The organism is Spirosoma migulaei, assembly GCF_054776855.1.
Map to the genome: position 1 here is coordinate 118,184 of NZ_BAAHBG010000005.1, position 15,238 is coordinate 133,421.

The following is a 15,238-nucleotide window of genomic DNA, read 5'->3' on the forward strand; positions in this document are numbered from 1 at the left end:
ATATTCCATTTTTAGAGCCTCTATACAAGAGAAAACCCCGGCTTAGGCCAGGGTTTCTTTATAACGCAGGAAAAGTACTGTTTAGTAGCTAAATAATATTGGATTTAGCTCGTCCTGTGGCTTACTACCGATAGGTACATTGTTGAGCCAGGTTGCATGGTCGGCGATTTGGTATTCATTCCTTGGCTGCATCACAATCTGGTCTTTATCCATATAAATCATTGTCATCACTTTTCGTGGACGATCCGACTGGTTAGGTCCAGCTCGGTGAAACGTCCAGCCTGCGTGATAACTAACCTCGCCCAGTTCGAAGGGCGTGTCGTGAACATTGAAATTCTGTTTTTGAAGTGTGTCGGCCAGGATTTTTTCGCTATCATCACTTATTTCCAAATCGCGGCCAATCTCCACATGCTGGCTACCTTCTGCAAAAGCCAGCGGTCCCATTTCCATGGGCGTGTCCTGCAAGGGAATCCACACTGTAACCGTGTTAGGCGATGCCAGCGGCCAGTAAAATTGATCGGCGTGCCAGGGCGTAATACCGCCCGATGGTTCTTTATATAAGGCCTGATCATGGTAGAGTCGAACACCCTCAACACCCATTAAGTCAGCGGCAATTCTGGCTAATCGTTTTGAAAAGACGAACTCTTTAGCTTGCTCATCTTCACGCCAGAGGTTCATAATCTGCAAAAACGCCCGTTCGTAGGTAGTACGTTCTTCCATCGGTTTAATGAGCGTGTTAAGCCGGAACACCAGATCTGTAATGATGTCGCCGTAATACGCCAGTACTTCTGGGCTCAAAACATGCTTGAGTTTTACGTAGCCATTTTTACGATAAAATGCGATAGCGTCAGGGCTAACGGTATAGTATGCGTTCAATTCGCTGAGTAGAGTTTCCTTATCAATCGTAGCTTCCATGTGTTAATGAGTTATGAATTGATGGGTAAAAGGCTCTCGCACAAAGCCGTGCCGTAGTACAAACTAGTATACTCAAGTACGACTTTGTGCAATTGCCTCGTTCGATAGAGTAGGTTTAAGAATAGTTTAACACCACAAAACTACCTGGTATTATTACGCGATTAGAATAGAGTTTTTGCAGATTTGTATCTAATTTTGACCTTATAAAGTCTATGAGGAGATTAAATAGGTTAAAATAGCGCATCTGGTGAAAGCTCTTTTTGAAAAAGTAATGATTAATGAACAGAGTTCGGCACTGGTCAGACGATTTCAGTTGCCGTACTTTGATGCGCCCTGGCATTACCACCCTGAATACGAATTGACGTACATCATTAGCAGCTATGGCCGGCGTTTTGTTGGCGATCATGTAGAGCCGTTTCAGGCGGGTGATCTGATATTACTGGGCCCCGATTTGCCGCACTTCTGGCGGAATGATGAGGAGTTCTATCAAGCCAAGCCTGGAGTCCAGGCAGAGTCGGTGGTGGTACAGTTCCCGGCTTCTTTTGATGAACAGGTTTTGGCGGCTATGCCCGAAGCGGGTGCTGTACGACAGTTGCTTCATCGAGGGCGTTTTGGACTTCGTTTCAGCCAGGCCGTTAGTGAATCAGTGGCTTTGCTGATGGTGCAGTTGACTGAACAAACGGGATTAGGGCAGGTAGTGAGTTTGCTCACTATTTTAAATCAACTGGAAACGGATAAAGAAGCGCAGTTATTAGCCAGCGATAGTTATCAATTAGCACCCGGTGCTGCCGAAACCGAGCGAATGAAACGAGTGCTGGAATTTATGCTCCTCAACTTTCGGGATGAGATTCGTATTGAACAAATTGCATCCGTTGCAGGAATGGCTCCGGCGGCTTTCTGCCGGTATTTCAAAAACCGTACGAGAAAGACCTTTGTCGAGTACCTTAATGAACTTCGTATAGGGCATGCCCGTAAGCTGTTAGTAAACGCTGATATCAGTGTGGGCCAAATTGGATTGGAATGTGGCTATAATAACAGTTCTCATTTCCATCGCCAGTTCAGGCTCAGTACAGGCATGACCCCCTTTCAGTACCAGACAATGGCTAAAGGAAAGAGTTAATGTAGGGCCGATCGAGACGGTCGGCCCTACATTAACTTATCGCCAGTGACCCTCAATCCACATGGGCCCCCGACGAGTTTGCTGCCAATGACCAGGTACCCAGGCATTATAGCGGGCTGGAGCCACCCGATAGTAGCCGTTGACCCAGACATAATTACGTCCCCGACGTACATAATGGCCCGGTATCCACATATGGCGTGCCGATGGTGCCGCTGGAATTACTTCGACTCGTGCAGGAGGTGGTCCCTGGGCAGTTGTAGTGGCTGTTGTTGTGCATCCTGAAACAAGAGCGGAAACTAGCAATCCGGCCAGTACCCATACGTTTGCCTGAATTTTCAGAGTTTTCATATCGTTACAACTAAGTTTACTGAAACGAGATAATTATAGGTAATAAGCCATTCGTAGTGTCAGAATGAGCCTTTTCTTTAAGATAACCTTGTCGTAAGAAGGTTTAATGATAATAGAAACTCTATACAGCTATGGTGGGCAACAACGTGCTCGGATTTTGTGGCAATTGTCCTGAAAATCGACATTCTATTCTATGGTTTTCTGCCGTACCTTTGCGTAAAATAGATGTTTGGTTTTCTGCCCGTTTGTTGGCTACGATTTTAGGAATCAAACAGACAATCAATCAAATAAACCGTTCATACTGATGACGACCGTCACCAACACCACCCGCGATACGCAGGTGTTTGACCTGATTGCTAAAGAACAACACCGGCAGGAGTCGGGTATTGAGTTGATTGCTTCCGAAAACTTTGTGTCGCCTGCCGTGATGGAAGCCGCTGGAAGTGTTCTGACTAATAAATATGCGGAAGGCCTGCCCGGCAAACGGTATTATGGCGGTTGCGAAGTGGTTGATCAGGTTGAACAAATCGCTATTGATCGGGCTAAGGAGCTTTTCGGTGCTACCTGGGTAAACGTTCAGCCTCACTCGGGTGCCAACGCAAACACAGCGGTATTCCTGGCGTGTTTACAGCCTGGCGACACTATTTTGGGCTTCGACCTGTCGCATGGTGGTCACTTAACGCACGGTTCGTCGGTCAATATTTCGGGTAAATATTTCCGCCCTACTTTTTACGGAGTGGAACGGGAAACAGGCGTTATCAATTACGATACTGTTGAGGAAACCGCTAAACGCGAGCGGCCTAAAGTGCTTATTTGTGGCGCTTCGGCTTATAGCCGCGATTGGGATTATGCCCGGCTTCGTGCCATTGCCGATGAGGTAGGTGCATTGCTTCTGGCCGACGTATCGCACCCAGCGGGTCTGATTGCCAAAGGTTTATTGAACGATCCACTCGCCCACGCACATATCGTAACGACTACTACGCACAAAACCCTGCGTGGTACGCGGGGCGGTATCATTATGATGCGGAATGATTTCGAGAACCCATATGGTATTAAAACGCCAAAAGGTGAAACTCGCCTGATGTCGTCGTTGCTGGATTCCGGGGTGTTTCCGGGAACACAAGGCGGACCATTGGAACATATTATTGCCGCCAAAGCGGTTGCGTTTGGTGAAGCGCTGAGCGATGACTTTTACGATTATGCCGTTCAGGTGAAAGCCAATGCGCAGGCTATGGCCAATTCATTCCTGAACTTAGGGTACAAGATCATTTCGGGCGGTACCGATAACCATTTGATGCTGATTGATTTACGTTCGAAAGGGTTGACGGGTAAACTGGCCGAAAATACGCTTATTAAGGCAGACATCACGATCAATAAAAACATGGTTCCGTTCGACGATAAGTCGCCGATGGTTACCTCGGGTATGCGTGTTGGAACGGCGGCTATGACAACTCGTGGTTTGAAAGAATCGGACATGGAGCAAATTGTCGTATATATCGACAAGGTGTTGATGAACCACGATAACGAAAGCGTGCTCTCGACCGTTAAAGAAGAAATTAATGAGTGGATGAAAGTATTTCCGCTCTATAAAAGTTAACCATTAAAAGATTAAAGAGCGAAAGAATGAAAGTGCGGTTAAAAACTCGCGTTAACTTTTTTCTTTCACCGCTCCGGCGGCCCGGTCTTTCGCTCCTTCACTCTTTCGCTTTTTAAACAAATGCCACTCGACCAACTGACTGACGAAGAGATAGAATCCGAAGAAGGCAAGGAAATGTCCTTTCTGGATCATCTGGAAGAACTACGCTGGCACATTATTCGGGCCGTTGGGTCCATTTTTGTGTTTGCCCTGATTGCATTCGTATATATCGAAGATATATTCCGGATTGTCATCATGGGACCCAAAAATCCTGATTTTTGGACCTATCGGATGATGTGCAAGCTGTCAGAAATTTCTGGCTATACCGATTTGTGCGTTACAAAACTCAATTTCGAGTTGCAGGCGCTGGGCGTATCCGATCAGTTTACGATGGCGTTGACTTCATCGGCTATTATCGGCCTTTGCTTTGCCTTTCCCTATGCTTTCTGGGAATTATGGCGATTCATCAAGCCAGGATTGCGTAATGTTGAAAAAGAGGCTGCACGCGGGGCAGTTTTCTTTGTGTCGCTGTTATTTTTGCTTGGTTTGTTCTTCGGTTATTTCATTGTATCGCCACTGGCAATCAACTTCTTAGCAAATTACCAGATCACTCCCGAGATTAAAAACCAATTTGACATAACATCTTATATTGGCATTCTGGTTACCCTATCGTTGGGTTGCGCATTGATCTTTCAGATGCCAATGATTGCCTATGTCCTATCGAAAGTAGGTGTCCTGACGCCAAAATTCATGCGCGAGTACCGCAAACATGCCTGGATTGTGATTCTGGTGGTAGCTGGTATCATCACCCCTTCGCCAGATATTTATAGTCAGGTTTTGGTTGCCTTGCCGCTGGCCATGTTGTATGAAGTCAGTATCATCGTATCAGGCCGAATTGAGAAGGCGCGATTGAAGGCACAGCGCGAATTGATGAATTCGTAAAAGCGTAATCTGCATTGTCTATGCATCAACCACCTTTCGATCTCCACCCAAAAGCTCGAAAGGTGGTTGATGCGTATGAAGAGATGCGCAGATCTGACGCAATAACCCGAGCGTGCTATCGGGATCTACCGCCCTCTAATCGGTTACAGTATGAGTTGCTGGACTGGCACAACTATCGCGTTTTGCTTGATCTGTTTAGCCAGGATACGAATCCATTTGTAATGTCGTCTTTGAAGGAGCCTGAGAAACTGGACGAATATGTAGCATATCAATTAGCAATCGGACGATATAGTGGCAAACGGGGTATGTGCGATTGGTTCCTACGGTTAGCTGATGGCACTTATGTAGGCATATTACACCTCTATGATGTTAGTTTTGAACTTTGGGAAGGGAAGCGATTTCCATGTATGTGTGGTTATGCAATTGCTGAACCTTTCCGTAGGCAAGGATACGCTTATGAGGCACTTTCACAGTTATTAAGTCGACTTCCTGAAGATTTTAAACTGTTCAAGGCTAGAGCAGAGCCACTGGAAGCTAATGTTGCTTCGCGGGCCTTACTAGAAAAAGTCGGTTTTCGCTTTGAAAAAACATTTAAAAACTACTGGGGGGAGGCTGCTTTGTATAATAAAAAATTAGTTAAGAGAACACCCCGACTTTCTTGGAAGGAATTTAGTGGGGTACTCTGAGAATTAGATATGGAATGCGATTTTCGAAAATACCATTATCGCTCAATTAATGCGGCCGACGATGCCGAACGAGCAGCTATCAATCAGGAGCTAAAAGATCTTTATAACTCCTTGCCGGACAATGAAAAGGAAGCTTTCAATCGCCAGTTGCAAACCTTTTTGGCTAAAGAAATGGGACGCCTTAAGTCCAATTATGAATCGGTAAAAGGCGGCTTGGGAGATAATTAAATATAATTTAGTCGAAACGGAAGTGGGGAGGTCATATGCCATATCTTAGAGATATGGCATATGACCTCCCCACTTCCGTTTCGACTAAATCAGCCCCCGTGCCTTCAACTCCAGATATTTATTCACGGTATTAGCCGTCAGGTTTTGCGGGGCAGTCAAGATTGTTTGAATACCATATTGGCCAAGTTCTTTCACAATCTGCCTTTTCTCGAAGGAAAATTTCTCTCCAATCGTTTTCATGTAGATATGCTCCGTATCGGCTGCCGGTTGGTCGATCAGAGCGCGTAGCTCGGTGTTCTCGAAGAAGATTACCAGCAGCAGGTGATCTTTAGCTAACCGACGGAGATAGGGTAATTGTCGCTGCATACCGCTCATCGTCTCAAAATTCGTAAATAACAAGAGCAGACTGCGCTGGCGAATGTGCGTTCGAACACTGGCGTATAGGCTCTCGTAATCCGATTCCAGGAAGCGCGTTTTCTGACGGTAAAGCAACTCCAGAATCTTCAGCATTTGCCCGGTGCGACGCTCGGCCGGAAGTAATTGGCCGATGTGATCAGAGAAGGTTAGCACACCCGCGCGATCCTGTTTCATCAGGGCAATGTTGCTTAAGACTAAGCTGGCGTTGATGGCATAATCAAGCAGAGTCAACCCCTCAAACGGCGATTGCATTACGCGACCCTTGTCGATCAGGCAATAAACCGGCTGCGAACGTTCATCCTGAAAGGCGTTGATCATCAGAGACGCTCCCTGCGAATCACTTCGGCGCGATGTGGCTTTCCAGTTAATGGTACGAACATCGTCGCCAGTGGAGTAGGGGCGGACCTGTTCGAATTCCATACTATGACCGATGCGCCGGATTCGTTTGACACCAACTTCGGTCAGGCGATTGGTGGCTGCCAGGAGTTCAAACTGCCGCATCTGTAAAAAGGAGGGATAAACGGCCACCATCTTGCCCTGCTCAAACTGATAGCGTCGTTTGAGTAAGCCCAATGGCGATAAGACAAATACATTTACAGCGCCGAAGCTATATTCTCCCCGGCGCGTGGGCCGAAGTTCATAACGGATTGCCTGAGTCTCGCGAGGCTTCAGGCTGGCCCGAAACAGCACATCGCGCCGTTGGAACTGGAATGGAATTTCATCAACAACTTCTACATCGGTTCGGAACAAATACCGGTTTTCCAGATAAATAGTCAGTGGGTTTTCATCGCCGTTCGATAGCCGTTCAGGTACTTCACGACGGGCGAAGAAGGCTAATCCGGCAGGTTGGCTTTTACTGAAAAAGAGTAGCCAGAAATCTATCCCGATCATCACTATAAAAACGGCGAAGGCCACTTTCACAATCGGGAACAGGAGTGGAAAGGCGTACGCAGCTACAAATAAAAGTACGAGCGCGATCAACCCGAACCATAACCGAGAGGCAACAAAGAGTGGGCGGATCGCTATCATTCGGTTGGGCGGTTTTGTTCCAGCAAAAGCTTGTCGCGTTCGATTTCGGCCATTAGTTCTTCTTCGGTAGGTAAATAAAGTTTGTATTTTGACGCAAACAACTGTTGACTTCCATTCAGAACAGAGTATTTAACTACTGTTTCGTTTTTCTCTGTGCAAAGAATCAGGCCAATGGTCGGATTGTCATCTGGTTGCTTATGCTGCTCCTCATACATGCGGACATACATATCCATCTGACCAACGTCCTGATGGGTCAGTTTGCCCATTTTAAGGTCAACTAATACGAAGCATCGGAGGATGTAATTGTAAAAAACCAGATCGACTCGAAAATTGTCTTCCCCTTCAACCATGCGCTGCTGGCGAGCAACAAAGGCAAATCCCTTACCCAATTCCAGCATAAAGGTTTGCAGATTATCTAGCAACGCCTGTTCCAGTTCTTTTTCATAAACCTTCCAGTTTGGCTTCAGATCCAGAAACTCCAGAATATACGGGTCTTTAAGGATGTCTTTAGGTTCCAGCTTAAGCGGGCGGGTTTTCTCTTCAGCCTCTAGTCGAACATCGGGGCGGTCGGCTTCCCGAGTCGCTAATAACCGTTCGTAGTAGAAGGAATTGATTTGCCGCTCCAGCGCCCGGCTACTCCAACGTTGCTGGGCTGCTTCGGCCATATACCAAGTGCGGGCATCGGTGTTTTCGATTTTAGAAAGCAGTCGATAATGAGTCCAGCTTAATTCGTGACGCACTGCGTCACGAATTGGAAATGCCTGATAAAATAACCGGATATACCGGAGATTACTTTCATCAAATCCTTTTCCAAAATCGTTTGTTAGTCGCTTTGCGAGGTATTTGAGCAAGCCGGTACCATATTCGGCTCTGCTATTTCCCTGTTGTTCTTCGTCAACAATGAGCTGGCCTATGTGCCAATAGGCTTCGACCATAGCGAAATTAACGGCGCGGTAGGCGTTCTGGCGAGCCTCGTCCAGCACGACCTTTATACGTTCATAAAAGGGTTCCATCAAGTGTTACGGTTTAGGTCTTAATTGGCTAATCACCTCGTCAATTTCCGGTTCGTACACCGGATTAAAGTCATCTTCCTGGTATTCACCGGTACGTTCGGCTCGAAGGGCTTTGAAGAAAAACGAGGCATCCTGAAACGCTGTTCGAGCTTCGGCCGTTCGATTTAGCAAGAGGAAGGCGCGACCTCGGTGGTACTGGACAAGTGCACTCCGGTTGAAATTTTTAGCTGCTTTTTCGAGATCGGCTAAGGCTTTTTCAGGTTGTTTCGTCGCAATATAGCTAACGGCTCTACTTACGAAGTGCCGATAGTTCACCCACTCTGCACCATGTTTAGCGGCTAATGGGTCAATCGCCATAGAGAATTGTTCAATTGCCTTCTCGTGATCGCCCATGCTTCGGTAGGTCAGGCCGCGCATATAACTCACCGGATTGTAGCCAACAATGTCATCAAAGTTGGGAGTAAGGGCGTCGTACGCATTGAAATGAGTTAGCGCACGAGGATAATCCCGAAATTGAGCCAGGTAAAATTCACCAACGATGCCATGCTCTTTTGGCGAAAGTGTCGTCGTTTTCTCCAGCCAGATAGCAGCCTGCTCGTATTCTTTTGACCAGACGTAATTAAAGGCTCGATGCCGAAAATTCTCCGCGTTAGCTGATAGCGTATCTGAGCGAACCTTCTCCCGTTTCTCCCCAAAAAAGAATCGTGTTTGCGTTGATCGGTTTGCGGCCAGCATCGAAGCACAGGATTTCAGGATGCGTTCACTATCCTGAGCAAACACAGATATTGGCAGTAGAAAATAAAAAAAGCTCAGTCGTATCATGGCAATATATCCGTTATACGACCATCTTTAAGCCGAACTGCAAGCGAAACGAAAACATCCCGGAACAGGTCTCTAAGGCTATCTGACTGACGAATCGATTGATCGGTAGCCACATGCTCATGGCAGATTGTCAATAGTTGGCTGGTAATTCGGGAGTCGAATTGCCTTGGACAATAATCCTCGTCGAAGCCTTTAACTTCAGTCGAGTCCCTTTCACCTGAACAATTCACCACAAACTGAATGCGTACCAGACCTGATTCGCCGGTCTGGTTAATAGGCTGATAATACTTTGTGAATAACTGAAGGATATCATACCGTTTCTGTCCGCGAGTAAGCATAGATTCAGCCCATAGTTTGCGGAAACAGTTATTGCAGGGTTGAAAACCAGTGGGTCGGCATGAGTCGCTCAGGGATATATTTTTGACGAATCGAAATGGTTCAGCAGCTATTTTACAACCATTCCAGCCAATGGCCTGCATCTGTTTTAGAGATGCACTGCTAATTTGCCAAAGCGCTTTATATCCACTATCACGGCCATTCTGATTGCCCAGAATAATCAGAAACATAGATTGGCCAAATTTAGCCAGTTGCCAGAAGTGAGCCGTTCGCTGTTTGGTTCGCGTAATTTCTAAACTCGCCTGGCCGTTGGCAAAGAGCGAAATAGTCAGGCTATCGGATTGCCAGACGCGACCGTTCAGCTGCTGATGTACAGTGGCCGAATCGAGTGGAATATCGTTAAACCGACGAAAAACCATTGGATAGTTTGTGCCAATTCGAAGCAAATCAGTCTGCAAACTAACCTGTCGAGGGGCAAAATGAATGGTATCCAATCGGACCGACTCTCCATGAACTCCCCAGGTTGACGTTAACTTACGGGCCGATCCATCGACCATGCCAAGATAATAGCTACTATCAGCCTCTAGCTGAATATACGTAGGTAATGGGCAGGTAAAGTCAAGGTCCCATTCGGTATGAACACCTATCCAGATGCCAACTAGTTGTTCTTTAGAAGGAGTTTGGGCCGTTAGGAGTGAGTAATGGATAATGAAAAATGCACAATGGATAATGAAAAAAGTGGCACGGCGACTAACTTCCACTTTTCTAAAACGGAATTGCCAATTAGCTTGCTCACCATTATTCATTGTACATTCTGCATTATCCATTCCCTTACCTAGGCACGTCAATTTTTTGCACTAGCTGTGCCACAACTTCATCAGCCGTTCCACCTTCCATTTCACGCTCGGGCGTTAATAAGACGCGGTGGCGTAAGACGGGAGCTGCCAGTTCCTGTACATCTTCGGGCGTAATGAAATCGCGCCCTCGGAGTGTGGCAAGGGCTTTGGCACTGTTTAACAAGGCTACCGACGCGCGGGGTGATGCGCCTAAATACAGCGACTTATTCGCGCGGGTTGCCTGCACAATTTGGGCGATGTACTCTAATAGTTTGTCTTCCACATGCACCTGATGCACCTGCCCGCGTAATGTTGCCAACTGCTCGGCGGTAAGCACAGCTGTGACGGCGTCGAGCGCATCAGCCAAATTCCGGCGCTGGTGATGCCCTCGCAGAATGTCCACTTCTTCGGTAGCGGTTGGGTAACTCACCACAATTTTGAACAGAAAACGATCTAGTTGCGCTTCGGGTAGCCGATAGGTACCTTCCTGTTCAATGGGGTTCTGGGTCGCCAGTACCATAAAGGGCTCTTCGAGTGGATAAGTCGTGCCATCATTCGTGACCTGACGCTCTTCCATGACCTCAAACAGAGCGGCCTGTGTTTTGGCCGGAGCGCGGTTAATCTCATCGATCAAAACAAGATTGGAGAAAATCGGCCCTTGTCGGAACGAAAAATCACCCGTTTTAGGCATAAATACCGATGTGCCTAATACATCGGATGGCATCAGATCAGGCGTAAACTGAATTCGACTAAAGCCAACCGACATGGTTTTCGCTAATAGCTTCGCCGTTAACGTTTTCGCGACGCCTGGCACGCCTTCAATGAGCACATGACCATCGGCGAGTAAGGCTGTTAACAGCAAATCGACCGTCTGCTGTTGTCCTATAATAACTTTCCCGACTTCGGCGCGGATGGCATCAACCGCAGCGGTGAGGGATGTGAGGTCTAAACGAGTTTCAAATGAATCCATAGATGGTTTCTAAACCGGGATTTAGCTGATTAAAAGATTAATCTGATTTTGCTTTTAGCAAAAGAGATTAACAAAATCCTGTAGATCCATAAATCAGCTAAATCCCGGTTCAGATAGTTTGTTTAAATGTTTCCATTGCCTTATTCAGCGTCAGCAAATCAAATTCTGAAAGCGAGATGCTACGTTGCGCATCGCGCAGGAGCCGTACCAGATCTGACGTTTCGTCCATAGATGCGCCACTTTTTCGGGACAGGGTTTCGGTAAATTCTTTGTCTAAAACGGTTGTGTTCAATCCATAACGTTCGCGGATGTCGGCCAGGAAATACTGGATTTTCTTTCGAGCGAGGTTGTCGTGGTCGCTTTGTTGAAAATACATGCGCCCAACGGTTTTTACAAAATCGAGCGACGTATTCGTTGGTGGTTCGACAACGGGAATAATTCGCTGCGTACGCTTCCCGGCAAAGATGGCGTAGAAAATCAAGCCAAATACGACCAGATAATATGCCCAGTTCAGGGCAGGCTGTGAGCGAATATACCTGAAAATGGACTGCTGATCCTCATCAAATCGCCCCTGCTTCTGATATTCATCCCAATACGTTGTTTGGGCAGGTAAATAGGAAAAAGCTTTAAAGGCGTAATCGGAGGTTTTGGTATCCAGCACGTAATAGTTTGTAAAGGCCAGTGGTAGGTTCTGGATGTAAAATTGACCTTTCCCATACTGCACCCGAATGAAAACCGGCTCTTTGCGGGCATTACGACCTAGCACCGTAATGTTCTGAGGTTTTTTGATGGTTATGAAATTTCGGCCATCATCGTGAAAAAAATTATAGCCTTTGGCCGTATGCAGTTGGGGATTGACGAAGTTCTGACGGAGCGTTGTATCGGCTTTATTAGTCGGTTTTACTTCTGCTTTGAATCCTAATTTAAGGCAAAGCGAATCGGGCAGATTGTAGGCGGAAATGAACACAGAATTACCCCGTTTAACGTACGATAGAAGCTGGTTCTGTTCAATACTGTCGGCTTTAAAGTCGTCATTGATAAAGACATAATTGCTGGGCGTTGGCAATTTTGTCTCGCCCAGGAAATTATAAATTGGCAGACGAATAGTCTTCACCGTCGACTTCGGCAACGCATCCGGTAGCAACTCGAATAAAGCCTGCGTTCCAAACGGAATTTTGTCATCGTTCTGGTACGTTGATTTCCAGTCAATCGGCTTTGGGCGGTAATACTCGAAGAGCATGTAAGCCGTTACGGTTGCCAGCAGGATAAGCAGATATTTATTCGGTTTCGGCAAAGCAGATTCTCAGATTAGGATTGGTGAGCAACAGGCTGATTAAACTGTCGAAATTGCTGGCGAAGCTGCCCAAACCGGGATTCATCTATTGGGAAGTCACCGTACCAGACAAACTCGAATTGGCGCGTTAATGTCTCAAAATCGGTTTGTAAAGGCGAATTGGCCAGCTCATATACGTATTGCCGATTCGTTTTGTCGGGCTTATACGTAATTCGACCGGCATCGGTTAGTCGTTTGAGGGTTTGCAGGTAAAGCAGGCGAGTGGCCAGCCGGAAGTTTCGATTGGTGACGGCCTCTTCTACCGCGGCATCGAAATTAATTTCGTGGATGTTTTCGGCCAGGTTCTCATAATCGAGACTGATCGATTCGGCACCTTTTGGAAACAGAAACTTCATGACTTCGGCTTTCATCAACAGATAAATCACAAAACCTGCAACAGCAGCCAGAATGACATATTGCCAAACATTCTGGTAGGCTTCACTACGCAGGAACTCCCCGAATTTTTGAAATAACCACTGAAAAAAGCGCGCTATCGGATTTTCGGGCGGAGGTGCGTCGCGACCATATTGATAGTCATGGTCGGTTTGAAGATCGCGTAGGTGATCGACTTGCGGCTTGCGGATCGTCAGGGGAGTACGATCATCGCGGACGACAACTGGCGGAACTGACTTTTGCAATTGAGCAAAAGCCACTGGTAATGTGGCTAACGAGAGACACAACCAACAGATCAGCCAACCCAATCGACCTGCTCGCAAATTGTAAACCGTAAATCGTAAATCAAAATGTTCCTTCATCCGATGCGCGTGGTTGACTTGGAGCCGTACCGATAGAGTCGATGGCTGATTGTAAGCCCCGACCTTCCTGCCGTTCGACCAGGTTCGTATATTGAAAACCAAGTGCCACATAAATAATAGCCCGCAGGAGCGTACTGCCTACGGTGGCCACTACATTCCCCAATACAAGCCAGAAACCTGACATATCGGGCAGCAATTTGGCCGTAATTAAAAAACTAAGAATTCCGGCGGGGAGCGTGAAGATTAAGCCAACAACCCCCGAGATTAGTCCCATGACAAATATTATTCCTAAGGTCGACCACCATTTATCCCGAATGAGCACAAAGCATCGGTTCCAGGTTTGGCCAAAATCAGTTCCTTCAAACGTAGTAACGACCAACCCAAGCGATAAGACGATACCAACATAAATTCCTGGAATGACGAAAAATAGGGTAGCCGCGAAGGCGATAATCGAACTCAATACACTGATAACGATACCCCGGCCAATAAGTGGCTGCATTTCTTCCCAAACCTCGTTAACACTAATGTCAACCGGTTGAGATTGGTTTAATGTATACTGTTGGGTTTTGCGAGCGTACACCTTCATGTGTGCATACGTGACCAGACTTACTACCAGAATGGCCAACAGCGTAAAGAGCATCGTAAACCAGAAGGCGGGTGAGAAAAAACTTAGGGCCATAGCATAGCCAGCACCAAAGGGACTATCTGAATCAATATCACCACTTTTAGCCATGTTACCCAAATCAAGCATGTTCGATTGGAACACGCCCGAGGCAATGCCCGCCACCAAAGCAACCGGACCAACAATATAGACTAAAGCTAAGCCAAGGCTGCGAAAGTTCTGGGTTATGTATTGAAACGTTACGTTGATTTTATCGCCAAAATCACGTTGTTGAAAGAGTTGAATCATGGTTGACGTGTACGGTTTAGGTGAATTGGGTAAAAAATAAAATACCAGCCAATAAAGGTGGCAGAGATCAGAATAATGCTACCACTAACTACGGGTGGTAGGGTCATTCGGGTAATAAAACTTTCCAGAAATCCGGCTGTAATGAAAATCGGGACCAGACCAATCGCAATTTTTAGCCCCTGTTTGATGCCCCGCTTAAAGGACTCCAACCGGGAGTAAGTTCCCGGAAAAAGCAGGCTATTGCCAACTGTCAGGCCAGCACAACCGGCAATGACTATGGCTGAAATTTCGAGCGTACCGTGAATCCAAATCTTCAGAATCGAGTCGAGTAAAAGTCCCCGTTCGTAGAAAAAATACTGAAATGACCCCAGCATCACGCCGTTGTAGAATAGCATGGCCATTGTGCCAAACGAGGCAAATAGGCCGAACACGAACGTTCTGAACGCTACATAGATATTATTCAGGGTAATTTGTATGAACATGCTGGCCTGATCGTGGCTGTCATAAACACCCAGCGGATCACCTTTTTTGATGTTTTCGAGCGTCATGTTCACGTATTGGTCGCCCAGAATTAACCGCACAAACGTGTCATCGTGTGCCGCCGATACCCAGCCAAGAATACAGGCCACTAAAAAAATGCCCGCCGACAGTGCCAGCATCTTGTGCGATTGCCGAAATAAAAGCGGCAATTCATATTTCCAGAACGTGAGGAATCGGCTACGTTCGGCTCGGCGATTTTGCATCAGGCCCCGATGCATTTGTCCAGCTAACCCGTTGAGATAACGCGTTACGGTTGAGTCGGGGTAGAATGTTCGGGCGTAGGATAAATCGTCGGTCAGTTCCACAAATCGATCCGTTAGTTCATCAGGATCGTTTGTTGGGTTTTGTTCTATATCGCGCCACTTGTCGGTGTTGCGTTTAACAAAAAGGGCTTCACGCATA

General features: G+C 46.7%; 16 protein-coding genes. 5 read left to right on the top strand and 11 right to left on the bottom strand.

The genetic code is table 11. From position 1 onward, the window contains the following. Window positions 1-81: 81 nt before the first annotated feature. The gene (locus tag ACYVGO_RS06010; protein WP_460968312.1) at window positions 82-915 is read right to left on the bottom strand and encodes a phytanoyl-CoA dioxygenase family protein; all 834 of its coding nucleotides are present in this window, start codon (window positions 913-915) and stop codon (window positions 82-84) included. A 247-nt stretch (window positions 916-1,162) separates the two neighbouring features. On the opposite strand from ACYVGO_RS06010, the gene ACYVGO_RS06015 reads away from it, so the two are divergent. Continuing rightward, complete coding sequence (locus ACYVGO_RS06015; protein ID WP_460968314.1) at window positions 1,163-2,035, top strand: AraC family transcriptional regulator; 873 nt, start codon at window positions 1,163-1,165, stop codon at window positions 2,033-2,035. Between the two features lie 36 nt (window positions 2,036-2,071). Here the strand turns inward: ACYVGO_RS06015 and ACYVGO_RS06020 are convergent, their stop codons facing one another. Further along, window positions 2,072-2,383, bottom strand: coding sequence for a hypothetical protein (locus tag ACYVGO_RS06020; RefSeq protein WP_460968316.1), 312 nt, complete (start codon window positions 2,381-2,383; stop codon window positions 2,072-2,074). 304 nt (window positions 2,384-2,687) lie between these two features. Here ACYVGO_RS06020 and ACYVGO_RS06025 point away from each other — a divergent pair, with 304 nt between their 5' ends. The 4 genes from ACYVGO_RS06025 to ACYVGO_RS06040 all read left to right on the top strand — a co-directional run bounded on the left by ACYVGO_RS06025 (window position 2,688) and on the right by ACYVGO_RS06040 (window position 5,875). Then, on the top strand, window positions 2,688-3,980 hold the full coding sequence (locus ACYVGO_RS06025) for a serine hydroxymethyltransferase (protein WP_460968318.1): 1,293 nt from the start codon (window positions 2,688-2,690) through the stop codon (window positions 3,978-3,980). Between the two features lie 120 nt (window positions 3,981-4,100). Then, complete coding sequence (tatC, locus tag ACYVGO_RS06030) at window positions 4,101-4,961, top strand: twin-arginine translocase subunit TatC (protein ID WP_157583839.1); 861 nt, start codon at window positions 4,101-4,103, stop codon at window positions 4,959-4,961. A 20-nt stretch (window positions 4,962-4,981) separates the two neighbouring features. Then, entirely contained in the window at window positions 4,982-5,647 is a 666-nt protein-coding gene (locus tag ACYVGO_RS06035) for a GNAT family N-acetyltransferase (protein ID WP_460968320.1), read from the top strand. A gap of 9 nt (window positions 5,648-5,656) precedes the next feature. After that, window positions 5,657-5,875 carry a hypothetical protein gene (locus ACYVGO_RS06040; protein ID WP_460968322.1) on the top strand — a complete coding sequence of 73 codons (219 nt, stop codon included), beginning with the start codon at window positions 5,657-5,659 and terminating at the stop codon, window positions 5,873-5,875. Window positions 5,876-5,959: 84 nt separating this feature from the next. Here the strand turns inward: ACYVGO_RS06040 and ACYVGO_RS06045 are convergent, their stop codons facing one another. The 9 genes from ACYVGO_RS06045 to ACYVGO_RS06085 form a co-directional block, all read right to left on the bottom strand. Further along, window positions 5,960-7,321: a DUF58 domain-containing protein gene (locus tag ACYVGO_RS06045; protein ID WP_460968324.1), complete on the bottom strand. Its 1,362-nt coding sequence runs from the start codon at window positions 7,319-7,321 to the stop codon at window positions 5,960-5,962. Continuing rightward, entirely contained in the window at window positions 7,318-8,334 is a 1,017-nt protein-coding gene (locus ACYVGO_RS06050; RefSeq protein ID WP_460968326.1) for a PDDEXK nuclease domain-containing protein, read from the bottom strand. Before ACYVGO_RS06050 ends, ACYVGO_RS06045 begins: the two co-directional genes overlap by 4 nt. A 6-nt stretch (window positions 8,335-8,340) precedes the next feature. Continuing rightward, window positions 8,341-9,156, bottom strand: coding sequence for a tetratricopeptide repeat protein (locus tag ACYVGO_RS06055; RefSeq protein WP_460968328.1), 816 nt, complete (start codon window positions 9,154-9,156; stop codon window positions 8,341-8,343). Then, a complete protein-coding gene (locus ACYVGO_RS06060) occupies window positions 9,153-10,253 on the bottom strand; it encodes a hypothetical protein (protein WP_460968330.1) in 1,101 nt (366 codons plus the stop codon). The genes ACYVGO_RS06055 and ACYVGO_RS06060 overlap by 4 nt, the downstream gene beginning before the upstream one ends. A gap of 70 nt (window positions 10,254-10,323) precedes the next feature. Beyond that, entirely contained in the window at window positions 10,324-11,298 is a 975-nt protein-coding gene (locus ACYVGO_RS06065) for an AAA family ATPase (protein ID WP_460968332.1), read from the bottom strand. A 109-nt stretch (window positions 11,299-11,407) separates the two neighbouring features. Further along, complete coding sequence (locus ACYVGO_RS06070) at window positions 11,408-12,592, bottom strand: DUF4350 domain-containing protein (protein WP_142776110.1); 1,185 nt, start codon at window positions 12,590-12,592, stop codon at window positions 11,408-11,410. Window positions 12,593-12,606: 14 nt separating this feature from the next. Next, window positions 12,607-13,386, bottom strand: a complete 780-nt coding sequence (locus tag ACYVGO_RS06075) for a DUF4129 domain-containing protein (protein ID WP_142776109.1) — start codon at window positions 13,384-13,386, stop codon at window positions 12,607-12,609. Continuing rightward, entirely contained in the window at window positions 13,370-14,296 is a 927-nt protein-coding gene (locus ACYVGO_RS06080) for a hypothetical protein (RefSeq protein ID WP_142776108.1), read from the bottom strand. The genes ACYVGO_RS06075 and ACYVGO_RS06080 overlap by 17 nt, the downstream gene beginning before the upstream one ends. Then, on the bottom strand, window positions 14,293-15,237 hold the full coding sequence (locus ACYVGO_RS06085) for a stage II sporulation protein M (protein WP_142776107.1): 945 nt from the start codon (window positions 15,235-15,237) through the stop codon (window positions 14,293-14,295). Before ACYVGO_RS06085 ends, ACYVGO_RS06080 begins: the two co-directional genes overlap by 4 nt. Between the last annotated feature and the right edge of the window lies 1 nt (window position 15,238).